The 26,945-nt window shown below is 66.7% G+C and carries 22 protein-coding genes and 1 tRNA gene; 13 read left to right on the forward strand and 10 right to left on the reverse strand.

Going from position 1 to position 26,945, the window contains the following annotated elements; genetic code table 11:
- Nucleotides 1-528 precede the first annotated feature (528 nt).
- The gene (locus GSY65_RS11530; RefSeq protein WP_159767251.1) at nucleotides 529-5,883 is read right to left on the reverse strand and encodes a sacsin N-terminal ATP-binding-like domain-containing protein; all 5,355 of its coding nucleotides are present in this window, start codon (nucleotides 5,881-5,883) and stop codon (nucleotides 529-531) included.
- A gap of 292 nt (nucleotides 5,884-6,175) precedes the next feature.
- Between GSY65_RS11530 and GSY65_RS11535 the strand changes: the two genes are divergently transcribed.
- The 5 genes from GSY65_RS11535 (at nucleotide 6,176) to GSY65_RS11555 (ending at nucleotide 13,189) form a co-directional block, all read left to right on the forward strand.
- Complete coding sequence (locus GSY65_RS11535) at nucleotides 6,176-9,610, forward strand: serine/threonine-protein kinase (RefSeq protein WP_236579748.1); 3,435 nt, start codon at nucleotides 6,176-6,178, stop codon at nucleotides 9,608-9,610.
- Nucleotides 9,597-10,994 carry a hypothetical protein gene (locus GSY65_RS11540; protein WP_159767252.1) on the forward strand — a complete coding sequence of 466 codons (1,398 nt, stop codon included), beginning with the start codon at nucleotides 9,597-9,599 and terminating at the stop codon, nucleotides 10,992-10,994. Before GSY65_RS11535 ends, GSY65_RS11540 begins: the two co-directional genes overlap by 14 nt.
- Before the next feature lie 66 nt (nucleotides 10,995-11,060).
- Nucleotides 11,061-11,753, forward strand: coding sequence for a competence protein CoiA family protein (locus tag GSY65_RS34675; protein ID WP_159767253.1), 693 nt, complete (start codon nucleotides 11,061-11,063; stop codon nucleotides 11,751-11,753).
- Nucleotides 11,754-11,774: 21 nt separating this feature from the next.
- Entirely contained in the window at nucleotides 11,775-12,212 is a 438-nt protein-coding gene (locus GSY65_RS11550) for a hypothetical protein (RefSeq protein ID WP_159767254.1), read from the forward strand.
- A gap of 185 nt (nucleotides 12,213-12,397) precedes the next feature.
- The gene (locus tag GSY65_RS11555; RefSeq protein WP_236580197.1) at nucleotides 12,398-13,189 is read left to right on the forward strand and encodes an IS5 family transposase; all 792 of its coding nucleotides are present in this window, start codon (nucleotides 12,398-12,400) and stop codon (nucleotides 13,187-13,189) included.
- Here the strand turns inward: GSY65_RS11555 and GSY65_RS11560 are convergent.
- Nucleotides 13,146-13,679 (reverse strand): hypothetical protein, encoded by a 534-nt coding sequence (locus tag GSY65_RS11560; RefSeq protein ID WP_159767255.1) that lies wholly within the window; start codon nucleotides 13,677-13,679, stop codon nucleotides 13,146-13,148. The genes GSY65_RS11555 and GSY65_RS11560 overlap by 44 nt on opposite strands.
- Before the next feature lie 203 nt (nucleotides 13,680-13,882).
- Here GSY65_RS11560 and GSY65_RS11565 point away from each other — a divergent pair, with 203 nt between their 5' ends.
- Complete coding sequence (locus GSY65_RS11565; protein ID WP_159767256.1) at nucleotides 13,883-15,472, forward strand: hypothetical protein; 1,590 nt, start codon at nucleotides 13,883-13,885, stop codon at nucleotides 15,470-15,472.
- A 131-nt stretch (nucleotides 15,473-15,603) separates the two neighbouring features.
- Here GSY65_RS11565 and GSY65_RS11570 read toward each other — a convergent pair whose 3' ends face one another.
- Nucleotides 15,604-16,038: a DUF488 family protein gene (locus GSY65_RS11570; RefSeq protein ID WP_328707529.1), complete on the reverse strand. Its 435-nt coding sequence runs from the start codon at nucleotides 16,036-16,038 to the stop codon at nucleotides 15,604-15,606.
- An 85-nt stretch (nucleotides 16,039-16,123) separates the two neighbouring features.
- Entirely contained in the window at nucleotides 16,124-17,227 is a 1,104-nt protein-coding gene (locus GSY65_RS11575; protein ID WP_159767258.1) for a ParB/RepB/Spo0J family partition protein, read from the reverse strand.
- Nucleotides 17,228-17,636: 409 nt separating this feature from the next.
- On the opposite strand from GSY65_RS11575, the gene GSY65_RS11580 reads away from it, so the two are divergent.
- Nucleotides 17,637-18,475, forward strand: a protein-coding gene (locus tag GSY65_RS11580) for an IS5 family transposase (RefSeq protein WP_236579749.1) whose coding sequence is annotated in 2 segments (ribosomal slippage) — nucleotides 17,637-18,000 and nucleotides 18,000-18,475 — 840 coding nt in all. Because the reading frame shifts where the segments join, the coding sequence is not laid out codon by codon here.
- Here GSY65_RS11580 and GSY65_RS11585 read toward each other — a convergent pair.
- On the reverse strand, nucleotides 18,476-18,805 hold the full coding sequence (locus GSY65_RS11585; protein ID WP_159767260.1) for a hypothetical protein: 330 nt from the start codon (nucleotides 18,803-18,805) through the stop codon (nucleotides 18,476-18,478). It abuts the gene before it with no gap.
- A 131-nt stretch (nucleotides 18,806-18,936) separates the two neighbouring features.
- Here GSY65_RS11585 and GSY65_RS11590 point away from each other — a divergent pair.
- Nucleotides 18,937-19,775 (forward strand): IS5 family transposase gene (locus tag GSY65_RS11590; RefSeq protein ID WP_236579750.1). Its coding sequence is split into 2 segments (ribosomal slippage): nucleotides 18,937-19,300 and nucleotides 19,300-19,775, totalling 840 coding nucleotides; the frame shifts between segments, so codons are not numbered across the junction.
- On the opposite strand, the gene GSY65_RS11595 is transcribed toward GSY65_RS11590, so the two are convergent.
- Nucleotides 19,776-20,105: a hypothetical protein gene (locus GSY65_RS11595; protein ID WP_159767260.1), complete on the reverse strand. Its 330-nt coding sequence runs from the start codon at nucleotides 20,103-20,105 to the stop codon at nucleotides 19,776-19,778.
- A gap of 569 nt (nucleotides 20,106-20,674) precedes the next feature.
- Between GSY65_RS11595 and GSY65_RS11600 the strand changes: the two genes are divergently transcribed.
- Together GSY65_RS11600 and GSY65_RS11605 are read left to right on the forward strand one after the other, a co-directional pair.
- On the forward strand, nucleotides 20,675-21,058 hold the full coding sequence (locus tag GSY65_RS11600; protein ID WP_159767262.1) for a hypothetical protein: 384 nt from the start codon (nucleotides 20,675-20,677) through the stop codon (nucleotides 21,056-21,058).
- Nucleotides 21,059-21,359: 301 nt separating this feature from the next.
- Complete coding sequence (locus GSY65_RS11605) at nucleotides 21,360-21,992, forward strand: hypothetical protein (protein WP_236579751.1); 633 nt, start codon at nucleotides 21,360-21,362, stop codon at nucleotides 21,990-21,992.
- Here the strand turns inward: GSY65_RS11605 and GSY65_RS11610 are convergent.
- A complete protein-coding gene (locus tag GSY65_RS11610) occupies nucleotides 21,989-22,978 on the reverse strand; it encodes a recombinase family protein (protein WP_159767264.1) in 990 nt (329 codons plus the stop codon). The genes GSY65_RS11605 and GSY65_RS11610 overlap by 4 nt on opposite strands.
- A gap of 99 nt (nucleotides 22,979-23,077) precedes the next feature.
- The gene (locus tag GSY65_RS11615) at nucleotides 23,078-23,350 is read right to left on the reverse strand and encodes a DNA-binding protein (protein ID WP_328707489.1); all 273 of its coding nucleotides are present in this window, start codon (nucleotides 23,348-23,350) and stop codon (nucleotides 23,078-23,080) included.
- A 130-nt stretch (nucleotides 23,351-23,480) separates the two neighbouring features.
- On the opposite strand from GSY65_RS11615, the gene GSY65_RS11620 reads away from it, so the two are divergent.
- A complete protein-coding gene (locus GSY65_RS11620; RefSeq protein WP_159767265.1) occupies nucleotides 23,481-23,738 on the forward strand; it encodes a hypothetical protein in 258 nt (85 codons plus the stop codon).
- Nucleotides 23,739-23,777: 39 nt separating this feature from the next.
- Nucleotides 23,778-24,616 (forward strand): IS5 family transposase gene (locus GSY65_RS11625; RefSeq protein WP_236579749.1). Its coding sequence is split into 2 segments (ribosomal slippage): nucleotides 23,778-24,141 and nucleotides 24,141-24,616, totalling 840 coding nucleotides; the frame shifts between segments, so codons are not numbered across the junction.
- Here GSY65_RS11625 and GSY65_RS11630 read toward each other — a convergent pair.
- The gene (locus GSY65_RS11630; protein ID WP_159767260.1) at nucleotides 24,617-24,946 is read right to left on the reverse strand and encodes a hypothetical protein; all 330 of its coding nucleotides are present in this window, start codon (nucleotides 24,944-24,946) and stop codon (nucleotides 24,617-24,619) included.
- A gap of 116 nt (nucleotides 24,947-25,062) precedes the next feature.
- Here GSY65_RS11630 and GSY65_RS11635 point away from each other — a divergent pair, with 116 nt between their 5' ends.
- Nucleotides 25,063-26,664, forward strand: coding sequence for a tyrosine-type recombinase/integrase (locus GSY65_RS11635; protein WP_159767266.1), 1,602 nt, complete (start codon nucleotides 25,063-25,065; stop codon nucleotides 26,662-26,664).
- Nucleotides 26,665-26,812: 148 nt separating this feature from the next.
- Here GSY65_RS11635 and GSY65_RS11640 read toward each other — a convergent pair.
- Nucleotides 26,813-26,889: transfer RNA gene (locus tag GSY65_RS11640), tRNA-Ile, on the reverse strand.
- Nucleotides 26,890-26,945: the final 56 nt, after the last annotated feature.

Below are 26,945 nucleotides of genomic sequence, written 5' to 3' on the forward strand. Positions count from 1 at the left end.
ATCCTTCCGGGTCCTTCCGTCCACTGCGCGTCCACTGGCGGTCCAAAGAGAGCCCTCACGAAGGGGACACCTGGGGTTGCCTCCCTGGATCGACGCAGGCTACGCGGTGGGGAGCGTCGACGTTGCGGCTCACGCGCAGCGGAGTGCCTTACCGATGAAATGCGCCCCACCCTCTTCGCCCGAGGGTGGAGCCGCGCGGCCTTTTAGCAGGTCAGCCGCAGTCTAGCTCAGTGAGCGCGCAGTAGAAGGGCGTGCCGGACATCGTGGCCTACTGCTGTTCGGGCAGCAGCCTCGCCCAGCGCCTGGGCGACGACGTACTCGCCCGCCGGTGGCCCCAGCAGCACCCGCCTCTCATCTGCTCCTGCAGTGCTCTGGAGGCTGGCCGGTTCGAAGGTGGGCGTGGCAGACCAGGAACGAGAAAGTCAGGTCCCTGTGGAAGCGCCACGCCCCCTCACGGCGGCAGGTGGATGACACGGTAAAGCCGCAGTCACCGGTGGGCCGTGCATCAGCGACTTCTGGCGTCACGCCTCATAGCCGATAGGAGAAGCGCAACGCGCCGCCCTCTTCCCGGTAACGGCCGCGGCCGTCCTTGCTGAAGGGGTTCGGAAGCATCTGTATGTTCACCCGCTCCGGGGCGAGGGTGGAGGTGATCACGAGGAGGCGCCAGCGTTCGCTGCCCGCATGTTGCTGCGCCGCGCGTACCTCGCTCTCGCCCAGCTCGATCTGGCCTCCGTCGCCCTGGGTCGCCTTCACCTCGAACATCATGGGCCGCTTGCCGGAGCCAACCTTGAAGTCGAACCCAAGGCTGTCGTCTCCGGGCGGACCGGGGAATGCCTTCCGGCGATTGCTGGATACCCAGCTGGTCTCGTCCACTCCGGCGGCGTAGTGGCCGCGGAGCCATTGGTACGCATACCACTCGCCCACGTATCCGATGGCTTCGCGCTGTGCTGGCGACAGTCCAGCGTCCGCGGCACCGCTATGTCCCCCGCCGCGCCTGCGGCCCGTCGCGGACGTCCGGCTGGCGGGCTCTAGTGGCCGCGGCCTGGTGAAGATGGCACGGCCACCTGCAAGCCCGGGGACCGCGCCCTTGTCGAGGGCCCGCTGGAGCTCGGCAGTCAGTTCGGCGAAGTCGCCCGACTGCACGTCGAATTCCCGGCCGCTGACTGAGATCGTTCTGCGTCGGCGCTCCCGCTCGCGACGCTCGTGCTCTGCCGCGTGCCGCACCCTGTCCAGGTCAACTATGGTCAGCCCGTGCTGGCCGGGGTCAGTCGTCGTGGGCATGCCGTGCGGCCAATGACCTAGAACAGCCAGCCACGCAACGACATCGTCTGGGGTGAGGAGGCGGAAGTCCAGCGCGCCGGCCTTGTCGAGGTGCGCGGTGATGCTTTCCGCCGGATTTGTGCTGGCTAGCGCCGCGGGAAGCGTGCGCCCCGCTGCCTTGACTAGGGCAATGAGGTCGGCAGTTGCGCTGGCGACCATCCGGTGGTTTCCACTCCGCACCTGGTCGATCGCCGGAAGGTGATCGCCTTTGCGGGGAGCCGGTCCGTCCAGCCGCAGCGTGAGCTGTTCTTCGACGTGCCGCTCCAGCAGCTCGTCGTCGGCGACGTCCACGGTATACGCCCATGCTGCCGGAGCCGTGATCCAGTCTAGTGAGCGCAGCGAGGGCCAGTCCGCCAGCGGGCGCCGTGCGTCGAAGTCGTTCTTGGTCGCCCAGCGGAGCCGGTTCACGAGCTCCTTCTTGTGTAGGTCCAGGTACGTCCGCACCGCCTCCTCGTGCGCATCCGCATGGCTGACCGGATCATGGGATGGCACCAGAGACCGCAGGGTGTCGTTCAGAGCAGCGAAGTCGATCCCCAGTGCAAGCCGCAGCTCGTCGATGCCTCGGGCTGCGCGGGCCCGAGCGATGAACTGGTCTGGAGGCAGCGGCAGTTCGTCCGCGTACTTTTCGAGCGCGGCCTGGAACTCCTTGGTGTCACGCGGAGGCGGCACGGTCAGTGCGTTCGCCGTGTCGAAGCCGAGAATGTGGACAAGGATTGGCTGGCACCGCTTCAAGACCACGCCAATAGCTCCGTCGATGCGGCGGCCAGTCTCCTCAACCTGGTGGACCATGACCCCGAGGGCCTCGGCAAGTTCGTCTGGCGCCGGTGAGCGCATGTCGGCGTGGCAGGAGCCCAGTTGAAGGGCGGCGAGGCGTAGTCGGATGCCGTATTCCCGATGTCCGAGCAGATCAGCGAGCGCCTCCGAAAGCCGGGCTACCTCGGCCCAGTCCGCGTCCCCTTGCCGGGCCAGCAGAAGGGGATACTTGGGATCGTCGAGGGGCAGAATCCCGCCGAGTCGGTCGGGCATCGTCACGGTACGACCATCGAGTTTGATATCCCAGGAGCCGTAGCGGTACAGCCGGATGCGGCGGACCACGGACGTCAGCTCGGTGAGCTCGGCTTCGCTGGGCCGAGGACCGTCCGCGACGTGGTCGGCGAGGACGCCCACGGCCAGAGTGAGCCAGGGCAGGTAGTCAACAATCAGCTCCCCCATGGCCGCTGGATTCACTTTCTCGCCGTCGACAGTCACCGAGAACGTCGCGTGGTCGACGTGCCGGACCGCTTTAGGGCGGCCGAGGCTAAGGCGGTCGGCGGCCTGCGCGGCAGCGCCGGGAACAAGCAGCAGCGGGAACTCCATCTCGCGCACCAACCGTGCGGTCAGTCCGTCGCGCTCGCCACTGACATACAACACGGTTTCTGTTCCCGTCAGCTCGGACAACGGGACGGACACGAGCCGGGTCCCTGACTCGGCGAGCAGGAGGGCGTCCCCAGGCAGCGTGCTGTATGGCTGCTGCACGAAGTGCCTCCAGGCACGTTCATTGGCGCGCTGAGCGGCGGGCCGGTCCTCGCCGCTGACTGCTCCCTCGGCGACGAAGCGCCCGAGCGCGATGATGAGCCGTGCGCTGTCCCCTGGGAAATCCCAGGTTGGAAGCCCCATGGAGCGCAGCCGGGTACCCACTTTCTCCGGTTCCAGCAGATGGCGTATGCGGTGGTCGACAGTCGGCGCGTAGGAGGGCTCCTCGTCCAGCCCCGGTGGGCAGTGCCAGGCATCGGCCGGCCGTACAAACTGCACGACACGGTCGCGGCCCCGTACCGGAAGCCATGGCTGCTCCCTGATAAAGGCAGCCAGAGGCGTCAGCACCTGCTCCTGGTCGTCCCTTCGACTCCCTGCACTGCTCCACGTACTGACAAAAAACGCTTCGCGCCAATAGGCGAGACCGCGTAGGACGAGCCTCGCATAAGCCAGACGGGCGCTTTCGCCTAGCCGCTCGACAACGTCCTGGCCCGGGAGCCAATACGCGGGGGTGCCGGTGTACGGCGTTTGAGGGTAGCGCGCATTGGACTGCGGACGGTTGATGTGTGGCTCCCACTGCGCCACCACCTCCGCCGACACGTTCGCCATGCGGACCAGCGGGCGAGTGGTCAGTTCATTGCCGTTGGCCCGTGTCTTGGCTCCCCTGCTGAAGACCGGCGTCAGCCCGTCGGCTACCCCAGCCTCGGCCAGGAACGCCCGCCACTCGTCAGCCGTTTCCCCTCGCTTGACGAAGGCGTCCGGCGCCGCGATCAGTCGCTTGGCGATCCCTCTGAGGCTCTGGGACGCTTCCTGTCCAGCGGTGACCACCGCGGCCAGATCCTCCCCGGTGGTGCCATCCCATCCTCGGCCGAAGGCCGCGCCATTGGCCTCGATAAGGGCTCCGTCCGTAGATGGCACGTACAGCCCCAGCGAGCGCAGTCCCAGTGACGAGGCCGCGAATCCGCCCGACGTCCGGCGCGCGCGCCACAACCGGAAGACGAACCGGAGGGCTTGGAGGCGCAGCTTGTGGTCCTTGCTCTCCGCGAGGGCCCGGCTCACATGTTCCAGCAGGCCCTTCATGTCGAAGGGCCGGACGAGCCCGGCGCTCTCGAGGAAGGTGCGAGCGGGCAGACGCCGTACGTGCCCCGTCCCCTCGGTCCAGGTCAGGCCGGGGTGCAGGTAGAAGAGCCGCTTGCCGAGCACGGCCGGAACCGATAGCGCCTGCGCGTCGTCCGTCTCCCCGCGCACCGGCTGGAAGAAAGCGTCACGCCGGGCCCGGCGCGAAGTCCGCTTGCCTTCCGAACCGCCCGGCTCAGCATCGCCGTTGGCCTGCCGCAGAGTTCCGTCGTCGGCCAGGAGCAGCCTCCTGCCGCGCAGCACGCGGCCGTCCTCCTCAAAGAGAGCGGCTAGGTCGTCGTACAGGACCCTCCACACGTCGACAGACCCGCTGCCCTCGGGACCTGGCAGGGGGAGGGTAGCGGCCATCCGCTCCACGTGATCCGCGAGCGCCTCCAGCGTTGGCTCCCAGGGACACTTCAGCCTCTCGCACATTACGGCAAGTCGCCTGAGCCGCTCGCTGCCGAGCTCCGGGTCAGCGACCACGGCGCCGGACTCGTGCGCACGCTGTGCTGTGAGGACGGACAGGTCGAGGTCGGGCCAGAGCACCACACGCCGTGGCGAGGCCCAGGTCATGTGCGGTGCCGCGTCGTCGCTGGCAATGACGGGCACGAGCGGTACTTCGGCCAGTTCGCAGCTGTGCACATGCCGGGCTGCCGTGACCAGCAGCCCCGCGTACCGACTTCCCCAGCTCACCAGGTCTACGGCCATCTGCCGAAGCCGCGGATTTGACACGGTGCGCAGCCACGCGGAGGCAGCCAAGCAGGTTTCGGCAAGCGCGTCGAACAGCATGGCGTTCAGCGGGTGCTCGCGGTCGAGGTCGGTTCGATCCATCTTGGTGAAGAAAGGTGCGTTAACGTGCCCTGCGAAGGGTGCTGTTACGCCCTCTCCCAGCGGCAGGAAGGTGTACGTCTGTCCGCTCCGTGTTTTCCCCGAGGCCGCAAACGGGACTGCTATCTCGATCACGGCAGACTCGCCCCACTGCCGCCACTTGTCGTCCAGGAGGCCGCGATCGACGGCCTCAAGGAGGGTCTGGTCCAGCCGCTCTCGCGCCACTTTGCCGCGCGCGACGAGAAAGACACCAGTCGTCCCGAGATCCACTTCGGCGACGGAGAGGGCGGCAGGCGATGCGCCCTCAGGAGCGAACGGGCGCTCTGCGCGGGTGAGTTCGTGAACTTCGCAGACCTCACCGTCCACCCTGCGTTCGAGTACCAGACGAGATAGCCGGTCCAAGAAAAGCATGATCGGCGCCTTGGCTTCAGCGAGCTCCTCCAAGCGGAGGCGAGCCTCAGTGCGGGCAGCGTCGCTCCGGAGGGGGAGCCGGACAACGGTGACGTGCCCTAGCTCGGCCAGCTCGCCGCATACCGTGGGCACCTCCTCGACCGGGAACGGGATCTGGAAGGGCGGAAATTCAGCGACCGCCTTGCGCGCCGTCTCCGCGTCCCCCAGCAGCCCCACTACGTCGCTCTCGCGAGCGAACCGAAAGCAGTAGCCGTCCAACTCCGAGCCGCCCGGTCCATCCGGGTCGGAGCTGTAGATCTCGGGCTCCTCGCTGATCAGCAAGACGCTCCGGAACCCCACGCCCTTGTTGCCAATCCCCTCTCCGATGACCTTTGAGCTCTGGGCTATCTTGCAGACGTCCTCAACGTTCTGCCAGGTGAACGGTGCACCGCCGTTGGCGACGTACAGCGTTCCCCATTCACCTTCGTCCTCGTCGAGCAGCACGTGCACCTGGCCGTCATGGCGCTCCTTGGGGTGCGCGTCATGAGCGTTCTGCAGCAACTCCAGCAGGAAGCGTCCGGCGTAATCCCGGGCGCTGCTGAAGGACAGAGCGCGCAGTTGAAGAGCCGGCCGCCATCTCGTCGGCCGCCGCCAGTCTTCCAGCACTCCGAGCGCGTACTCCCGGAGTTGCTCCGCACACGCGTCACCCATCATGGCCCCCCTCGCCTCAGCGTTGAGGGGACCGTATCCCGCTCCTCTGACACTGATCGCGCATGCACCACCATCGAGTGAAGATCGCCAGGTAGCGGCTGTTCTGATAGGCCAGGGCATCTGCTTGCAAGCTGCCGAACGATGCTGGGCTGCAGCAGGCCGAGCAGCGGCTCTCAACGTCAGTTCAGGCAGACGGGTTTTCTCAGATCAAACCGCTGATTGGCGGCGTGATCGGCTGGCAGGATAGGCGCTCAGGGCGGGGACACGAGCGGCGTGCCTGAGCAGGGAGCAATGGGTGGGGAAGACGATCAAGGGCCGGTTCGCGCTGCTTCCTCAGGAAGCACGTGTGGGTGGTCTGTCCGAGGTCCGCAAGGCCGTCGACATGGTGAGCACGGGTGGCGACTATGTGGCCGTCAAACTGCTCAAGCAACGTGAAGATTCGATCAGCGAGATATTCCTGGAGCGGGAGACCTCGGCACTGAAGGCGCTGGATCACCCGAACATCGTGCGGATGCTCGACTCCGGGTGGGACGCCGAGTTGGAGCGGTACTTCATCGCCCTGGAGTGGATCGACCGCAGCCTCAAGGAGGAGATGGCACAGGGCCGTCCCCTGGACTGGCCGGCCTACTTCACCCGGATCGGCGGCCCCTTGGTGTCCGCGCTGGCCTACGCGCACGAGAAGCAGATCGAGCACCGGGACCTGAAGCCGGCGAATGTGCTGCTGACCGGCGACGGTACGGTCAAGCTCGCGGACTTCGGCATCGCCAAGATCCTGTCCAAGGCCACGGTCGTGACCGACGAGACGGTGGCCGACTTCCGCTCCAGCTTGTACGCGCCGCCGGACCTGAGCGACGCGATTCCGTATGTCCGTGACGTCTACGCATTTGCGGTCCTGGCCATCCAAGTCCTATCCCGGAACAAGGCGCGAGACTACGCCGACCTTCAAGCCGTCCTGGACGAGCTTGTCCTCGAACCGGACGTCCGTGGGATCCTGACGTCCTGCATCGACTACGACCCGCAGAACAGGCCCGCGAACGCCAGCGTCCTGGAGGCGAAGCTCCGAGCCGCGCAACAGGTCCACGACGACCGCGACGGACGCCGCCGCAACGCCGTCTGGCTGAAGATGACCCGCCCCGCGGCGGCGGCCCTGACCGGGCAACCCCCCGGTCAGGAACCCGACTGGGAGGCTGCGAAGGCCAAGGTGCTGGCCGACATCTCCGGCACGCTCCACGTCGACTACGGCTACAACGCCCAGGCCCGCGAGGCGGACACGGAAACGATCCGGGTGTTTGGCCGCACCCTGTTCCTGCGTTTGAAGAGCGACCGGGACAACCCCAGGGACCGCTCCGCTGTTGTCTCTGCGGAGGAGCGGCCGGAGGAGTGGATGGCCCGACGCCGCGAGTCGGCACTCAAGCTCGGCCCTGTTCTCAACTGGACCTTCGACGACCCCGGAGAGGATCCCGCCTACGACGGGCTCGACCTTCTGCTGGAAAAACTGAATGAGCACCTGGACGAGCGCGAGGCCCAGGAGAAGGCAGACAAGATCCACAGCCTGGGGGATCTGTTTGAGGGCTGGCGTCGGGTGCTCGAAGCCCGCGAGGAAGCCGCGGCCGAAGGCCGAAAGCCCATCGCCTACGAACGGATAGAGGGCGGTGGCCAGACCCGCGTCTTCCACCTCACCGATGCCGGGGGCACGTCGGAGATAGGGGAAGAGTGGTCAGTCGCGGAATACCCCTATAGCCGTCCCCTGGACCGTGGTGAGGTGACCAACCTGACCGACGGAACCCTCGTGCTGCGGATGACGCGCCCCAAAGCAGTCTTGCCCTCCCGGGGCGTACTGCTGCCGTCGATCGGCCAGAGCCAGGGCGCCATCAACCGGCAGCGCGATGCGCTCAGCGCCGTCGCCGCCGGCCAGAGCGCCAACCCGCTGCTGCGGCAGTACATCGACAACCCGGCAACCATCCCCGTCGGCCCGCCCACGGACGTCACCAGCTGGGTCCGTGCCGACCTGGATAAGAGCAAGCGGGACGTGGTCACGCACGCGCTGGGCAACCAGGACCTCCTGCTCGTCGAGGGGCCGCCTGGCACGGGCAAGACCACCGTGATCGCCGAGATCGTCGAGCAGACCCTCAAACGCAACCCCCACGCGCGGATCCTCATCGTCAGCCAGACCCACATCGCCATCGACAACGCCCTGGCACGGCTGGAGAACGCCGGGGTTACCGGCCTGGTGCGCTTGGGCCGCGCGGATGATCCTCGGGTTGCGGCCAGTGCCCAGCCTCTGCTCTTGGACCGGCAGGTTAAGAAGTGGACCCAGAGCGTGCGCGCACGGGCGGAGAAGTACCTTGACGAGGTGGCCGCCAGCAGCGGTCTGGAAGCACACCACCTCCGGGCTGCCCTGCTCCTGGAAGAACTCGCCGCCGTGGCCGCGGACCTCGCCCACGTGACGGCCCGCCTAGAAGAACTGTCGACCCGGCCCGCACCCGAACGCACCAGTTCGGCCCGGGAACTGGGCGAGGAAATCGTCACCGCCCGTGCCCGCCAGGAGCAGCTGCTCGGCCAGCGCGCCGAGCTCTTTACACAGATCCAAGCCACGCTCACGGGCGATCTGACCCTGCGGGAAGACCTCAGCGCCTCCGACGCACGCGACGCGGTGGCTGTCCTTCTCGGCCCCTCCGGATCTGGCCGGAAGCTGATGGACCTGCTGCGTCTGCAGGGCGAGTGGCTCCAGCGCATCGGTACGGACCAGGACCTGATCACCGCTTTCCTGCGCACCCGGCAGGTCGTCGGAGGCACCGCGATCGGATTCCTCGGCCACCGGGCGGTCAGGGATCTGGAATTCGACCTGTGCATCTTCGACGAGGCGTCGAAGGCCACTGCGACCGAGTCCCTGGTCCCGCTGGCCCGGGCCAAGAGGTGGGTCCTGGTCGGCGATACTAACCAGCTGCCGCCCATCGACGAGGACCTGCTGCGCAACGAGCAGATCATGGCCGACCACCAGCTCATCCCTGAATTGGTGAAGACCACCCTGTTCCAGTACTTCGCCAACTGCACTGACGCCCCGGTCAAGCACCTGTTGCGCGAGCAGTATCGGATGACCCCCGCAATCGGCAATATGATCAGCAGCTGCTTCTACGGCGGGAAGCTGATCTCTCCTAACGACCACGCGCTAGCCGGCTATGACGGGATCAACAAGCCCGTCCTGTGGCTGGACACCAGCGCCCTGGAGAGCCGACGCGAATCCGACCGCACCGGCACCGAGACCAGCATCTCGAACCGGCTTGAGGCCAAACTCGCGATGAACCGGCTGAAGGTCATCGACCAGGCCATCGAGAAGGACGCCATCCAAGTCCCAGACGGGCGGCCCCTCGACGTCCTGGTGATCGCCCCCTACGGCCGCCAAGTCGACGAACTCACCCGGGAACTGGCCTTCCTCAAGTCGCGCCTCAAGCACATCGCGCCCGAAGTGCTGTCCGTCGACGCCGTCCAGGGCCGCGAATGCGACCTCGCCGTGTTCAGCGTCACCCGCAGCAACACCCGCGGCCACTTCGGGTTCCTCGGCGAGCCCTACTGGCGCCGTATCAACGTCGCCCTCAGCCGCGCCCGCTTCGGCCTGATCGTCATCGGTGACGCCGGGTTCTGCCGGAGCAAACCCGGAGCCCTGCGCACCGTCCTCGACTACATGAGCGGCCACCCGGAAGACTGCGAGATCCGCGATGCCTACCTTTAGCCCGAACAGCCTCCTGGCCGTCCGCTTTCACAACGCACGCCCAGGCCTCGATCTGATCACCATCGTCGACGCCGCGCTGCCGGTCGCCCAGATCACTGCCGAGGTCCTCGCACAGGACAGCAAGAGCCTCCCTCTGATGGACGAGTTCGTCCTACGGCTAGTCGACCACCAGGTGACCCGAGGGCACAGCATCGCCGGCATGCTCGGCCTTCCCGAGCGCATGGTCGACCAGACCGTCGCCGCTCTCTTCAGCTCTGACGACCTGCGCTGGTCACGCCCAGGCTCCGGCGACGACTCCGCCGTACGCGGCCTGCAACTGACCGACAAGGGCCGGATCACCGCCCGCGAGGCGGCGCAAAACGTCCCGGTCCGCGTCAACCAGCCACTGGTCTACGACCAGATGCTGTGGAAGATAGCCCCCTACAACCGCAACACCACCATCCCCCGCGGCCAGGCTGAGCAGGCCGGCATGGTCATGTTGCCAGTGGCTCGCTCCGGACCGGTCGAGGACTCCGACGTCACCGCCGCTGCCATCACGGCGCTACTGCGCGACAACGGCACCACCGACCGTGAGGTGCTCCAGGTCAAGAGCGTCCAACAGTCCCCATCCCGCCGCGTCCTGCCGGTCAAACTCCTCGTCTACGCCGACACGGACCGCACCGACATCCAGCTAGGCGTCGTCGTCGACGGGGAACTCAGCCACCCCCACGAGCTCGCCCTGATCGGTCTCGGCGGGGCCAAGGCCCTCGGCATCACTGTCGAACCACCAGCCAAGCGGCCCGTCCTGGACTCCGAGCTGGAAAAGGCCCGTGTACCTCTGGCCGAGGTCACCCAGCACCGCGCCGAACAGGCCGCCTTCCAGCTCGGGGCCCAGACCCCCACCCCGAAGGCCCCGGCCGAACCCCAGCCGCAGACGGACGAAATCCGCGCCATCGGGGTCTTCGAGCACCCCGAGATCCTCGAAGACGCGCTCACCCACGCCCGCCGCCGGCTGCTGCTCATCTCTCCGTGGATCAAGAAGGCCATCGTCACCACCGAGTTCATCAGCCGGCTCGAAGCCCGCCTCACCCGAGGTGTGAAGGTAGACATCGCCTACGGCTACGAGGACAACGACCGCAAGACCGACCCCGACGCCGTCCGCAGACTGACCAATCTCGCCGCGCGCTACCCCGACAAGTTCACCTTCACCCGCCTGAAAAGCACCCATGCCAAGGTCCTCGTCTACGACAACGTCTGGGTGACCACCTCCTTCAACTGGCTGTCCTTCGCAGGCGACCCCGACCGCACCTACCGAATGGAAGAAGGAAGCCTCATCCGCAACCGCACGGTCGCTGACACCCAATACGACAGGTACCTTCATCTGATCGACGAACAGCGCCGCTGATCTCGACCCACGGCGCTCTTCACCCCGACAACCGCGTTCTTATGATTGTGGGACGGGGAGATAGACATGAGTCTTACCGCCATTGATCCCGACCTCGGGATCCTGGACGCAACACAATCAGATCTGGGGTGTGGGCGGGACTGGGCGGCCGTGCATCGGGTGCGGCCTCGACCGGTCCTGTTATGTCCGGCCTGCCATCACCGCGTCCACGCCAAGCTCTCCCCTGGCGGCGTGCGGTTCTTCGCCCATGATGCCGGGGCGTCACGTCAGTGTGCACTGGCGGGTGAGTCGGTGGCACACCATCGACTGAAGCTGGCGCTGGCCACCGCAGTTCGCAGTGCCGGGCATCACGCGTCGGTGGAGGCATCTGGCCCTGGGGGTAAGTGGCGTGCCGATGTGTTGTCGGTCAGTCCCGATCGTGCCAAACGCTGGGCGTGGGAGGCTCAGCTATCCGCGGCCACCAGCGCAGACATAGATGAGCGCACCGCTCGCTACGCTGCCGACGGCATTCGGGTCTGCTGGGTGTCCGACCGATCCAGGAATTGGCTGGGAACCGCTCCGTCGCTGCTCGTGAGACCCGCAAACGTCGGGGACTATGCAGTGGAGGCCGGACCGGCACGGTTCGTCACCGAGGAATGCACCTGCAGCCACGGCCACCGTACGTGTCCGGCTGGTCGGCACGGACACTGGGAACGCGACCGTGAGGTCCCTTTGGGAGGGGTAGTCGTCAGTATTCTCAACGCCACCCTGCTGCCCTAGGCCCCCGCAGGTCCAGTGAGCGTGGGGAGCACTGGCGTTTGGCGATGGCTGTGGGCAACCTCGGAGGCGATCGCGCAGGCCGCAGCCCATGCCGAGGAGGAGCGTGTTGGCAGGGAGCGTTGGCGCACTCAGCGGATTGAGTACGCCGCTCGTCGGTTCCCCGAGGCCAACGCCTCCTTTGTCAACGCGTGGCAGCAGACGCTAGCTCCGGCCGCGCGGCAGCGGTTGCAGGACACCGCGCTGGCACAGGCCCGCGTCGAGACCGGCAAGTCGGCATTCGTTCATCTGGCAGCGACCGCTTATCACTTCGGCTGCGGAGTCCTGGTGACAGTCGGCTCGGCCGTTCCCACCTCGCCCCGGGACTGGTACGGCCTGAGAGAGTGTTGTCTTTTCGATCTTGAGCGGTGGCGGTCGAACGCGGTTTCCCGGTCGGGTGATCTGGCCGTGGCCGGGGCATGAGGACGGGGCCTCCTGAACAGCTCGTGGGTGTCGAATCCATAGAGCAGCAGGAGGCCCCGGTGCCGCAGTCTTCCGTGTCGATGGCAGGGCAGTCCAACTCGGCTGCTCCATCGTGTGATTGCCTCGCGCACGTGTACGGCAACGCGGCCGACCAGCCCGAACGGCAGCGCCGGTACCCGACGGACATGACGGACGCGGAGTGGGCCGAGGTCCGGTCACTGCTGCCGGTGCCGGGCTGGATGCGCGGGCGGGGCGGCCGGCCGGAGGGGTATTGCCACCGTGCGATGCTGGACGCGATCCGCTATCTCGTGGACAACGGAATCAAGTGGCGGGCGATGCCGGTCGACTTCCCGCCGTGGGACCGGATTTACGCCTTCTTCCGCCGCTGGCGCGACCATGGCCTGGTCAGCGAGTTCCACGACCGGCTGCGCGCCAGGGTTCGCGAGAAGCTGGGCAGGGATACGGAGCCGACGGCCGGGGTCATCGACTCGCAGTCCATCAAGGCGGACGCCGTCGTCGGTGCCGACAGCCGTGGCTACGACGGCGGCAAGCAGATCAACGGGCGCAAGCGGCACGTCGTGGTCGATACCCTCGGCCTGCTGCTGGGTGTGATGGTCACGGCTGCGGATGTCGGCGACCGCACCGCCGCGCAGGTCCTGCTGGCCCAGGTGGCCGCCGTGCACCACCGCCTCGCCCTCGTCTGGGCCGACGGCGGCTATACCGGCAGCCTCGTCGAGCACTGCCTGGCCGCCTTCGCGCTGGTGCTGGTGATCGTCAAACGCAGCGATGACATGCGCGGCTTCGTGGTGCTGCCCAAGCGGTGGATCGTCGAGCGTCTTTTCGCCCATCTCATGCGCAGCCGCCGCCTGGCCCGCGACTACGAGCGCCGCACCGCCAGTGCCGAGGCGGTCATCTACTGGTCGATGACCATGGTCATGAGCCGCCGCCTGGCCCGGCCACACCGCGGGCGGGCGTGAACCGGCCCGCGGCCGGCTCGGCCAGCCAGCCGCGCGCGACCAGGCGTTTCGCCTTCGACCGGAGCGCCTCCACCCTTGCCGGCACCACGTCCATGCCGAAGGCGGCGGCCATCTCCTGGCAGGTCACCGGCCCCTGCCCGAGCCGGGCCCGGTCGGCTGCCACCTGCAGAATGCGCTGGTAGTCCGCCGACAACACCGACCAGGCCAGACCTTCACGCCACACGGGCACCTGCGACTTCGGCTTCGCCGCGTCCCGGACGACCGCCTGCGCATCCGTGTCCCGCGTTTCCTGGACGACCTCCACGGCCGCGGTGCCGGTGTCCGGAGTCAGCACGTCACCGACTCGCCTGCGGGCGATCACCCACTCCTGCCACTCCTGCTCGGCCGCGGCCAACTCGGCCTGGATTCGGTCGGCCTCCTCCCGCAGCCCGTCGACGCGACGGCGAGCAGCGAGCTCGTACTGTTCCAGCAGTCCAACAACCGACGGCATCCACGACCTCCCGGGCAGCGACAACACGACACGCCACTACTCCCAAGAGACCGCCGACCTATGCCCCACCAGCAGAAACGCAGTCCTCAAGTCCGGAAAGGCAACAACTTCTCAGTGCCGTCATCCTGACGGGCGCCTCCCGCCACCGTTGGGGCCGCCTCGTCATCCTTGGCCTGCTGGATTGTCTCGGGGACGAGTCACAGATGCGGCAGGTTGCGCTGGAACTGCTTCACCACGTGGAGATTCCCGCTGACGAATGGGGGAACGACGAGGGGGCCGGTCAGGAGCTCCTTTCGCCTTCGACTCTTGCCGTCCGCTTGGCCGACCGGGTGGCCTTGGGCCTGCGAGAGGAGCAAGACGACGCTGAGGCCGGGAAGGCCGCCGATTTGCTGCGTGCCTGGTTGCCGCACTGGCTGGCCACTTCCAATCGCACCGCCATCGACCTGACGATCGACGCGCTTGCCGATACCGCCGATACGAGTATGGCGCTCGCCGAGGCTTCGGCCGACCTTGTGCCGATTCTTCCCGAACCCGACGTTGCCCGTTACGCGGCGGCGTTGGCAGCCAAACTCACCCCCCAGCGCGATGCTGCCCCCACCATCGATGCCGCACTGCGTACCACCCTGATCAACTTCCTCCACGCTACGAAGGACAGCGAGGAAGCGGCTACGGCCGAGGCCACCACGCAGGTGATCGCTAGCCTCACCGCCGGCCTGGAGGCGGAAGCCCCCGCGGGGGACTTCGCCCACGAGAGTCTCCCTTATCTGCTGACCACCCAGCAGGGCTCGGCTCACGCACCGACCCTCGCCATGCAGGTCATCAATGCCATCCCGAACCAGGCCACGCCACATGCGCTCCTGCTGACCTCGCTTCTGCACCAGCTCTTCGCGATCCCCACCGTGCGGGACCAACACCTGCCTCAGGCGCTCACAAGAGTGCAGCAGTGGATCAGCTCGGCCCAAGCCGGACCTGCCATGGCCTTCGCCGCCCGCTATGCGGACCAGCCCGCCGTCAATGACCAGTGGCTGGCCTGGATCGGGCAACACTGGGACGCTCTTGCCACGGCCGAACGCGATCTTGTCCTTAGCGCCGCAGGCCGCCCCGAACTGATGCCTCCTCACGCGGCTGCTCAGTACCTTCCGGCGCTGCTGCTGAACCATCTCCTCGACGTTTCGGCCGACGCTCCGTGGGAGTCCGCCCCGAGGCTCTGGGCCGCCTTGAACGAAGATCAGCGCGCCCAACTCCTGGCGGCCGAGCGAGGGCGCTGCCCAGAGCTGGCCGTACAAGCAGCCGAGAGTCCCATGTCCCTGCTGTTCGGTGCCTTGCAGCGTGCAGGTGAGGATCTTGAGAATCTTCTACAGCTCCTGCGCGACGCCCCCGAGGCATCAGACGCCGTGAATCAGTTCATCGAAGAGCTTCTACACGCTCCCGCCTGGCAGCCCGGCCCCGCCGAGAAGGCTGTGGCAGGCATCCCCGATCCAACGGCCGCGTGGTCCACGGCACTCAGCGCAGCCTCCGAAGGCCGGGATGGCCTGCACCGGGCGGCCCATGTGATCCGGGCGCTGGCGGAACAGCACCCCGATAGCGTTCCAGAGACATTCGTGCAGGACTTCGCGCCTCTCGTCCACGACTGCACTGACGTGGACACCGCGGCCACACTGGGCCACGCGGTGCAGCCGCTACGCGAAACAGCGAGGGTCGTGTCCCGAACGCTCACGGGAGAACACAACACGACCAAAGAACAAAAGGAGAGAAACTCGGCGTTCCGGAGGGCCGCTGGCATCCGCCGCTGAACGCGCCCAGGGACGGATCGGCACTGCCGGCTATGACCGCAGGGGCTCCAACCAATGGCACGCCGGAGCCCCTGGGCACAGACTCGCCTAACACCGCTCGGCGAGGCAGCGCCTACCACTTACCTACGGCGTCACATCAACGTGCCCTGCTCATAGCGGCCAGCCATGGGCCCCAACTCGCGGACGGTGTCACCGGTCATTTCCTTCCACCAAGCGGCGAAGACCCTCCGGTGACACCACTGTGCCGGATCGGACAGGTCCTCAAAACAAAGCAGGACCAGCCGGTGGTCCCTCTCGATCTCGGCGATCTGCTTGAGTCGTTCCGCGATGCGCTGAACCCCGCATTGGTCGAGATCGGCCCTGTATGCCGTCGTGAACTCCGGCAGCGATTTGCTGAAGTACTCCCTCTGCGGCGCGAGTTCACGCACCGAGTGTGCGAGGGTGTATCGAAGCTTGAACCGCGGGGCCCCCAACGTTATGCGGACAGGCACGCCCTGTGTCGGCTGGAATTGCTGGTACCGGTTCGTGAAGAGCGTTAGCAAGCTACTTCCTTTCCTGGGTTGCACATCACGCGTCAACGCCCGGAACCTTCCGGGCGTTGACTTCTCGGGAGTGAAGAGGACCGGCAGCCGTCGGGCCCCTCGCCTGCTCCTACTTACCGGCCGGAGCCGCCACCTTCTCTTCGGCCGCAGCCGCAGGCTCGGCCTTCTTCACGGGGGACTTCCTGGCCGGAGCCTTGGTTGCCGTGGCCGTGGCCGCGGTCCGCGCCTTGCTCTTCGGCGCCAGCGGTTTCGGCGCCGCCTTCTCATTGGCAGCCTCCTGCTGGACCTCGACCGCGGCCTTGTTGAACTCCGCTTCCATGGCCCGCTGGATGCCCTGGGCCTTGCTCAGCAGGTTCCGCACCATCTGCACCTTGGCGTACAGGCGGCCGACGACGCGCACGTGGCGACTGAGGTCGTCACCGAGGATGACCGCCAGGTCCTCCGGCTTCTTCTCGGCCAGCTCCTCCAGCAGCGGGATCAGGACTTCCTCAGCCTTGCCGAGCCCGTCCTTCGCCTTGGCCTTGGCCTTCTTTCGCGTCTCCTGCTCCTCGGTCGTCGGAGCCTTCTCGTTGGTCAGGGAGGTCTGCTGCTCCATCAGCTTGAGGCCATTCGCGAAGTGCTGCGCCTCAGCCTCGCTGTCGAAGTCGCCACGCACGTACCGCATGGCGGCCACCATCTGGTTGGCCGGGGTGAGCTGGGCGATGTGCCAGGCCAGGTTGTTCTTGATCTGGCCGTTGTCGACCATTTCCGCGACCTCGGGGCGCAGGGTGAGCAGACCGAGCCGCCAGGTGATGTGGGTTTCCGTCTTGCCGAACTGCTTGGCAATCTTCGCCGGGGTCCAACCGGCGGCCTTGAGGTCGGCGTACGCGCCGGCCTCTTCCATGATGGTCATGTCGGCGCGGTTCACGTTTTCCGCGATGCTGAGGACGTACGCCTCCTCCTCTGAGGCGCCCTCGACCACCTTGGCCGGGATGACCTCCAGGCCGGCCGCCTTGCAAGACCGCCAGCGGCGCTCGCCCGCGATCAGCATGTAGGGAACCTTGGCGCCCTCGACCGGCCGGACGACGACCGGCTGGAGGAGGCCGTTCTCCTTGATGCTGGCGGTCAGTTCCTGCTGCGCCTCCTCGGAGAAGAACTTGCGGGGCTGCTCCGGGTTGGGGGCGATCTCGCTGATCTTGATGTTAATGAAAGCGACCTTGCCAGTGTCGGCCATTTCCCACGCCTTTCTGAATTCTCTTTAGAGGGTGCTTCCCTTTGTTCTTACACTTATATCTTAATGGCAGATACCGCCAAGGCAAGTGGGAAAGCCTTTTAATTCAAGGGAATTCAAAAAGGAAACACCCCCGTTTTTCTAGATTCCATTCGGGTGTGGATACGAGAGAGCCCGCCACGACCGAGCGGTCAATGGCGGGCTGGCTCCCGTCACGCACCCCGACGACCGCACCGGACGGCCGACTCCTCGCCAGGCGGGGCGCGGGGGGGTCGGCCGCCCGGCGAGGAGCAGGGAAGGACGCCGCTTGCGCGACGTTGCCGTGCGGGTTCCTGCGGCTGCTGTACCCGCCTCGACGCCTTAGAACTCCTAACGAAATGATCTTCGAGGTGGTTGGATCACTCCGGGACCGATGATCCGGAGGTGTGGGGTGGCGCGGCCGAAGCCGTGGGAAGTCGATGACGACCTGTGGGCGGTGATCGAGCCGCTGTTGCCCAGGGTTGAGCGTCGGGCTCGACATCCGGGGCGCAAGCGGCACCCGGACCGGCTGGTGTTTCAGGGCATCTTGTTCGTGCTGCACACCGGGATCGCATGGGAACACCTTCCGCAGGAACTCGGCTTCGGCTCCGGCATGACGTGCTGGCGCCGCCTGGCCGAATGGACCAAGGCGGGTGTCTGGCCCCGGCTGCACGAGGTACTTCTCGCCAAGCTCCGCAGCGCGAACGCCCTGGACTTCTCCCGCGCGGCGGTCGACGGCTCCCACATCCGCGCGTTAAAGGGGGCTCCAAGACGGGACGAAGCCCTGTCGACCGGGGCAGGACGGGCAGCAAACACCACCTGATCACCGACGCGACCGGCATCCCACTCGCCGCCACCCTGACCGGCGGCAATCGCAACGACGTCACCCAGCTGATCCCGCTGCTTGAGGCCGTACCACCGGTGCGGGGCAAGCGCGGCCGGCCCCGGCACCGCCCAGACGTGGTGCTCGGAGACCGCGGCTACGACCACGACAAGTACCGCCGTCTGGTCTGGGACCTCGGCGTGAAGCCGCAGATCGCCCGACGGGGCACCGAACACGGTTCCGGGCTCGGCAAACAACGATGGGTCGTGGAGCGCGCGTTCGCCCACCTGCACTGGTTCCGCCGCCTGCGGATCCGCTGGGAGATCCGCGACGACATCCACGAAGCCTTCCTCAGCCTCGCTTGCAGCATCATCTGCTGGCGACGGCTGAAGAAGCTCCGGCCTCTTTAACTATCGGTGTCCTGGGCAGCCCTGAAGCCGCGATCCTGGATCACCGGGAAGACGCGCTGTGTAGCGGCGATCCAGGCGTCGACCTCGGCATGATGACCTGATCGCGCTGATCAGCGCCTCGATCACGTCCAGCTTCGGCTTACCGACGTTCCGGCTGAGCTCGTCCATCGACACCTCTTGGTACGACATGACCAGCTGCCACCAGAACCGCATGAGGAAGCGGCACTCCTGCGGGTCACGATCGTCTGCGAGGCGGTCATGAATGACCCTCTGGACGCGCCGCCGCTGCTCGTCGTCACGGAAGCCGGTGTTGAGGTCAGTCAGGGTCACGCCCGGACACTAGCAACCGCGTTCGCCCACGCCCCCGGCGTGGACCTCAAGTCCACGTTGGGCATTCCGATAGGAGTTCTTAGAACTCCTAACGAAATGATCTTCGAGGTGGTTGGATCACTCCGGGACCGATGATCCGGAGGTGTGGGGTGGCGCGGCCGAAGCCGTGGGAAGTCGATGACGACCTGTGGGCGGTGATCGAGCCGCTGTTGCCCAGGGTTGAGCGTCGGGCTCGACATCCGGGGCGCAAGCGGCACCCGGACCGGCTGGTGTTTCAGGGCATCTTGTTCGTGCTGCACACCGGGATCGCATGGGAACACCTTCCGCAGGAACTCGGCTTCGGCTCCGGCATGACGTGCTGGCGCCGCCTGGCCGAATGGACCAAGGCGGGTGTCTGGCCCCGGCTGCACGAGGTACTTCTCGCCAAGCTCCGCAGCGCGAACGCCCTGGACTTCTCCCGCGCGGCGGTCGACGGCTCCCACATCCGCGCGTTAAAGGGGGCTCCAAGACGGGACGAAGCCCTGTCGACCGGGGCAGGACGGGCAGCAAACACCACCTGATCACCGACACGACCGGCATCCCACTCGCCGCCACCCTGACCGGCGGCAATCGCAACGACGTCACCCAGCTGATCCCGCTGCTTGAGGCCGTACCACCGGTGCGGGGCAAGCGCGGCCGGCCCCGGCACCGCCCAGACGTGGTGCTCGGAGACCGCGGCTACGACCACGACAAGTACCGCCGTCTGGTCTGGGACCTCGGCGTGAAGCCGCAGATCGCCCGACGGGGCACCGAACACGGTTCCGGGCTCGGCAAACAACGATGGGTCGTGGAGCGCGCGTTCGCCCACCTGCACTGGTTCCGCCGCCTGCGGATCCGCTGGGAGATCCGCGACGACATCCACGAAGCCTTCCTCAGCCTCGCTTGCAGCATCATCTGCTGGCGACGGCTGAAGAAGCTCCGGCCTCTTTAACTATCGGTGTCCTGGGCAGCCCTGAAGCCGCGATCCTGGATCACCGGGAAGACGCGCTGTGTAGCGGCGATCCAGGCGTCGACCTCGGCATGATGACCTGATCGCGCTGATCAGCGCCTCGATCACGTCCAGCTTCGGCTTACCGACGTTCCGGCTGAGCTCGTCCATCGACACCTCTTGGTACGACATGACCAGCTGCCACCAGAACCGCATGAGGAAGCGGCACTCCTGCGGGTCACGATCGTCTGCGAGGCGGTCATGAATGACCCTCTGGACGCGCCGCCGCTGCTCGTCGTCACGGAAGCCGGTGTTGAGGTCAGTCAGGGTCACGCCCGGACACTAGCAACCGCGTTCGCCCACGCCCCCGGCGTGGACCTCAAGTCCACGTTGGGCATTCCGATAGGAGTTCTTAGAACTTACCTCAGGCTCTCAACAATGTCACCTATCTCTTGCTCAATCGCGGCGATGCCGCGACGGTTCAAGCGTGACCGCCCTCCTGAGGGTTGGTACTGGGCTTCTCCCGATGCATCAGGGCTACGCACTCCACGAGCTTGCGCGCTTCTTCCAGAGCCTTGGCCCCGCCTTGCCCTCGCAGGATCCTCGGGGGCATCTTCGCCAGCGCAGCGACCCGCCGCTCGTCTATCCCGGACATGCGATTCCTCCCGTGAACGGCAAGCGCGCCGCCACCGCCCGCCCTGTGCAACTCCCCCTCTAAACGCCTGCCGCCGAGCAGACGCCCGGAGCGTCGCGGCGCCCGCCGCACACACGTCGACACTCCCCGGGAACTGTCCGATAGACCTTATAAACCGTTCGACCTGCAAGGTACTGTAAGAGGTGGGACGCTCTTTACCGGCCAGTCACCTGCCGGTGAGCATACGACACAGCAGAGTTGGCGGGGCATGGAAGACACCTCTGACGGGCTCGAACCCAGTAGCCTGAGCGCGAAGTTGCTCGCCCTGCTGCGCCTGCGACGAGACCCGGACGGGTTCACTCCTAGCGCCCGCGACGTTGCACAAGCAACGTCAACCCCTGGGCGCCGCAAACCAGTTCTGTCCCATGGTCAGGTGAACAGCCTACTGAACGGCACGAGCAGCAACCCGACGTCGTCTACAATTGCCGCTCTTGCTGGGGCGCTTGACGCCCCGGCGGCGTTCCTGCTGCCAGGGGCAGAGTGGGACGACCTGACTGCGCTCACCGTGTACCGGGAGCGCCCCGAAGCTCGTGAGACTCTGCGTTTAATGCAGGGCCTTGAGGTGCAGGACATTCTTGAAATCACAACATAAGGCTCCGGGAGATCCGTGGTCGACGAGGGCTGTCCAACGACGTCCCAGCGATCCCCCCACCTCCCCCCGGCGTCGACCAGCCCCGCGAGGGGCGACCGCGGCGCCACCTGAGCTGGGACGAAGCCGCTGAGAGGGCAGCGGCCGATCTGGAAGGACGTTGACCCGTTGGACGGCCCAATCTTCAGCGCCTGTGCCCTGCTCACGGCGCTCACGAGCGCGCTGTGCCTGTACACCACCCTCCAGCGTCGGCATAGGCCCGAGTACCGCCTGGCCCGGCGAGCGCGGGCCATCGCCTCCCTGAGTGCTTTCATTGGCTCGCTTCTTGCAATCCCCACCCGTTGCCGACGCAGTCGATCAGGTGGCCAAGTGCAATGAGTTGGCCACGCTGGCATCGGACCTCGCGGCGGTCGTCTTCGGCGCCGGACTCCAGGTCATGGTGGTGGACTGGCGGCACCCGAGGGAGCGCGTCAACGCCAGTGTCACGAAGCGCGTGGCGGCCACATGCGCCGTCATCGTGCTTCTCCTGTGGGAGTTCCATCGCATAGACACGGCACACGTCGACCTGTCCACGGTCTACGCGCGTGACCACCAGGTCACCGTGTATCTGCTCACCTATATGGCCTTCTCCGCAGCTGCCGCGTTGGAGGTGAGCACCATCTCCGCACTCCTTGCCCGCCGCACGCGGCTGCGCGGCCATGCCTCCGCCCTCGGCCTGAGCATCTGCGCGGCAGGCGGAGCGTTCGGACTCGCCTACGCCATGAGCCGGAGCAGCTACCTCATTGCCGTCCACGCCGGCCACGCATGGCCGTTGTCCGTAGAGAAGGCGATCAGCCCCGCGTTGGCAGGATTGGCCATCGGATGCGTGACTATCGGCCTCTCCCTGGCCACCGTCAGAGCGGACGCCAGCCGCAGGCGCGTGGGCAGCAGAGGCTAGGCGGACTTCTCGTCCACCTTTTCGCCATACTCGGCGTCACCCCACTGGCGCCAGTGCAGTGCTACCCGGTCCGCGTCCACCGTGCGCGAGCCCCTGGACGCGGCCGGGTACACAGCCACTTGCTCCAGCATGAGGACCAAGACCCCCCTCTTCGCGACCAGCGGTGCGTGCTTCCACCACCGAACCAGGTCCGGCACAGCCCCGACCGGGACGTGCTTGGCCTGTTCAAGGAAGCGGGCCTGTGCCGAGTCCGCACGGATCTGCTGTGCAAGCTCCCTATCGGCCGCCTTGAATGCCTTCATCGACATGCCCGACGAGGTCGCGTACTCCTCGCCCAGCTTCTTCTGCCGCCGCCGCGCGGCAGCCGCCTTCTTGCGCAGTTCAGCGGCTTCGGCCAGCAACTGGTCGCGTGCCTGCCCGATCAGTGCACTGACCTCCGGCTTGGCCAGCTCGGCCAGTACGTGCTCAGCCACGTAGGTCTCTAGAAGGTCAGCATTGATGCGGACCTTGCCGCATCCGCCGGGATGCTGCGCGGTACTCGGAGCACAGCGGTGGCCGCGGGTGCCGCTGTTCGAGGGCGAGGCGCTGAGCGGGGTCGCGCACAGGCCGCAGACACCCAGGGGGCCAGAGATCAGGTACTCACGTTGCGCGGCCCGCTTGGTGTCCGGGTTGTTGGAGGGACGCATCGCGCGGATGGCCACGAAGTCCTCGGGGGGAATGATCGCCGGGCCACCGGTCTCGACCAACTCCCCGTTCTCGTCCTCCGCCAGGCCGGCGATGGCCGGGTGGTCAAGGATGTTCGCCAGGACGTCCGGCTTGAAGAGACCGCCCCGCGTGGTGCGGTACCCCTCCGCGTTCATCCACTCGCAGATGGCGGGGTAGCTCTGCTTGAGCAGCCGCCGAGAAGCGGCAGCCCGAATGCCCTCAGCCTCGCTCTCGCGCACACGCCGGTACGCCATGTCGTCGAAGCCGTACAGCCTTGGCATCTCCTCGCCCCTCCTACCGACCCCCCTACTCGTAAAACTTTACAGGAGATAGGTCACAATCTTGCTAAATCGTCCGAACACCTCTCGACGCATCACTCATCACCCTCCGCGCCGCTCCTCCAATCCGAGCAGCTTCCACAGTTCCGCCGTCGGCACACGTACCGTCCGACCCAACGTGAGCGTGCGGACCGGGAAGGACCCGTTGCGGATCAGCTCGTACGCCTTGTCACGGCCGATCCCCAGGGCACGCCCAGCAGTTGTCACGTTGACCGTGGCCGGAAGAGACAGGAGCTCCTCCAGGCTCATCGCCCCGGCCGAAACCTGCCCGCCCGCTTCCTGAGCAGTCATTTCGTTGGTCGCAATCTCCCCCACGCCAACTTGTAGGCGACTTTACAACAGTGTCCGACAGCCCCAGCAAGATCGAGAGAGAGCAAGCAAGACACGTACGGACACGTGCGTACAACGGCGACCGGCAGCGAGCCAGTTGATAGCAGGGGGTCGGATGTTCTCGCCGAGCTACTACCGGCGATGCCAGTGCAAGGGGCCACTCAAGGACAAGGACGGCAAGCCCGTCCTCGACGCCGACGGCAACCCCAAGATCGGCTCTATCGGCACAACATGCCCCAAGCTGGGGAAGGGACACGGGACCTGGGCGTTCTACTTCGAGCTGGAAGCAGGCGAGGGAGGCAAGCGCCAGCGCGTACGCCGCGGCGGCTTCGCCACCAAGGACGACGCGAAGAAGAAGGCTAAGAACTCCTAACGAAATGATCTTCGAGGTGGTTGGATCACTCCGGGACCGATGATCCGGAGGTGTGGGGTGGCGCGGCCGAAGCCGTGGGAAGTCGATGACGACCTGTGGGCGGTGATCGAGCCGCTGTTGCCCAGGGTTGAGCGTCGGGCTCGACATCCGGGGCGCAAGCGGCACCCGGACCGGCTGGTGTTTCAGGGCATCTTGTTCGTGCTGCACACCGGGATCGCATGGGAACACCTTCCGCAGGAACTCGGCTTCGGCTCCGGCATGACGTGCTGGCGCCGCCTGGCCGAATGGACCAAGGCGGGTGTCTGGCCCCGGCTGCACGAGGTACTTCTCGCCAAGCTCCGCAGCGCGAACGCCCTGGACTTCTCCCGCGCGGCGGTCGACGGCTCCCACATCCGCGCGTTAAAGGGGGCTCCAAGACGGGACGAAGCCCTGTCGACCGGGGCAGGACGGGCAGCAAACACCACCTGATCACCGACGCGACCGGCATCCCACTCGCCGCCACCCTGACCGGCGGCAATCGCAACGACGTCACCCAGCTGATCCCGCTGCTTGAGGCCGTACCACCGGTGCGGGGCAAGCGCGGCCGGCCCCGGCACCGCCCAGACGTGGTGCTCGGAGACCGCGGCTACGACCACGACAAGTACCGCCGTCTGGTCTGGGACCTCGGCGTGAAGCCGCAGATCGCCCGACGGGGCACCGAACACGGTTCCGGGCTCGGCAAACAACGATGGGTCGTGGAGCGCGCGTTCGCCCACCTGCACTGGTTCCGCCGCCTGCGGATCCGCTGGGAGATCCGCGACGACATCCACGAAGCCTTCCTCAGCCTCGCTTGCAGCATCATCTGCTGGCGACGGCTGAAGAAGCTCCGGCCTCTTTAACTATCGGTGTCCTGGGCAGCCCTGAAGCCGCGATCCTGGATCACCGGGAAGACGCGCTGTGTAGCGGCGATCCAGGCGTCGACCTCGGCATGATGACCTGATCGCGCTGATCAGCGCCTCGATCACGTCCAGCTTCGGCTTACCGACGTTCCGGCTGAGCTCGTCCATCGACACCTCTTGGTACGACATGACCAGCTGCCACCAGAACCGCATGAGGAAGCGGCACTCCTGCGGGTCACGATCGTCTGCGAGGCGGTCATGAATGACCCTCTGGACGCGCCGCCGCTGCTCGTCGTCACGGAAGCCGGTGTTGAGGTCAGTCAGGGTCACGCCCGGACACTAGCAACCGCGTTCGCCCACGCCCCCGGCGTGGACCTCAAGTCCACGTTGGGCATTCCGATAGGAGTTCTAAGGAGCTGTACGACGCCGCCACCGCTGGCACCGACGTGCTGTCCGACGAGAAGTGCGGCGACTTCTTCCTGCGCTGGATCAAGGCGAAGAAGTCCCTCGCTCGCACCACTCGCCACGGCTACGAAGAGCACATCACCAACTACCTCGTCCCTCACCTCGGCCACATCAAGCGCCGTGACCTCAAGGTGAGTCACCTAGACCGGATGTACGACGCGATCGAGAAGGAGAACGCCGAGCGCATCCTCCACCGTCTCCGCGTCGATCAGCTCCAGAAGGAACGCGACGACGCGCACCGGGCCTGGGTGAAGGCGGCCGGGAAGAAGGAGGAGCGCCGCGCCGCCCGTCGAGCGTTCCTCGACGCGAACGCGGCCCTCCGCGAGGGCAAGAAGGGGCTGCGGAAGGTCACCTCCGCCGCCACCATGCATCGCATCAACGACACCCTCAGCTCGGCGCTCTCCTGGGGGATCAAGCGCGAGCAGGCATTCGCCAGGAACTGGGCGCAGCTCGTGGAGCTACCGCCGGTCACCCGGCCGAAGCCACTCGTCTGGACGCCCGAGCGCGTCGAGCACTGGAAGCGCACCGGCGAGAAGCCCGGCCCGGTCATGGTCTGGACACCGGAGCTGACCGGTCAGTTCCTCGACTTCGTCAAGAGCGACTGGCTCTACGAGCTGTGGCACAGCTTCATCTTCCTCGGCCCCCGACGCGGCGAGATGGCCGCGCTGCCGTGGACGGAGGTCAGCACAGACGCCCTCTGGCTGCGGATCTCCCAGCAGATCGTGGAGGTCGCCTACGAGCTGTACGGCGAAGCGCCGAAGGCCGACAGCGTCCGCACCCTGTCGCTGAGCCTGGAGTCCGCCAACAACCTGGTCAATTTCCGCGCGAAGCAGGAACAGAAGCGCCAGGAGTGGGGAGACGCCTACGTCGAGACCGGCCGCGTATGGGCGCACGAGAACGGGGAGGCACTGCACCCCGACTGGATATCCCGACGCTTCACCCGCCTCGTGGAGCTGTCCGGCCTGCCGCCGGTCCGTCTGCACGACCTGCGTCACCTCGCCGCCACCCTCTCTCTGCTCGCTGGGAACGACATCAAGGTGGTCCAGGAGAAGCTGGGGCACTCCTCGCGCCAGATCACCTCCGACACCTACACCAGCGTGCTGCCCGAGATGATGCGGGCCGAGGCCGAGTCGGTCATGGCCGTCGTCCCCCGCGACGTCCCCTTCGAGGTGCGCACGCCTCTGGCGATCCCCGAGACGGCCTGGCAGGGCGACATCGCCGTCTTCTTCGCCCACGGCGCGCGGCAGTCAGGTGCCACCTGGGCTGTGGGAGCTCAGGCCCAACCGGAATCCGATCTTCTCGGCATGATCACACTGGCCGGCCGCAGCCAGGACGACGCGGCCAACGCGGCCGTGAAATGGATACGTGATCACTGCACCGCGAACGATCTTGAGCTGGTTCGAGTGGAGAACTTCAACGACCGGTATCCGGAAGAGCAGCGGCCGGACTTCTCGCTCACACGCTTCACGATCGCCCGCTCCGAAGCCCCGGGCCTGGACGGCTGGGCTCTGCCGACAGGCCTGCCGCCCGCAGCGGCCCGGGCCGCTCGCCGGACTCCGAACGGGCGTCGGAAGGCGGCGTGAGGGTCCCTCTGCCCACTGGATCGCCCCGCGTCCACTACGCGTCCACTGGATCTTGGTCTGATCGAATGAACGAGGGCCGCCACTCTGGAGTGGCGGCCCTCGCTCTCACGTTTCTGCAGGTAGAAACGGTCCTGCATCCACCTGCGACTGGTGGGGCGGGTGGGACTCGAACCCACGGCCGACGGATTATGAGTCCGCTGCTCTAACCGGCTGAGCTACCGCCCCGTGCGGTGTGTCGCGCACATGTGTGCGCGCCGTCTGCCGCAGCATAGCCGCTCATA

The sequence above is a fragment of the Streptomyces sp. HM190 genome (assembly GCF_009857135.1).
In the GTDB taxonomy this organism is placed as follows: domain Bacteria; phylum Actinomycetota; class Actinomycetes; order Streptomycetales; family Streptomycetaceae; genus Streptomyces; species Streptomyces heilongjiangensis.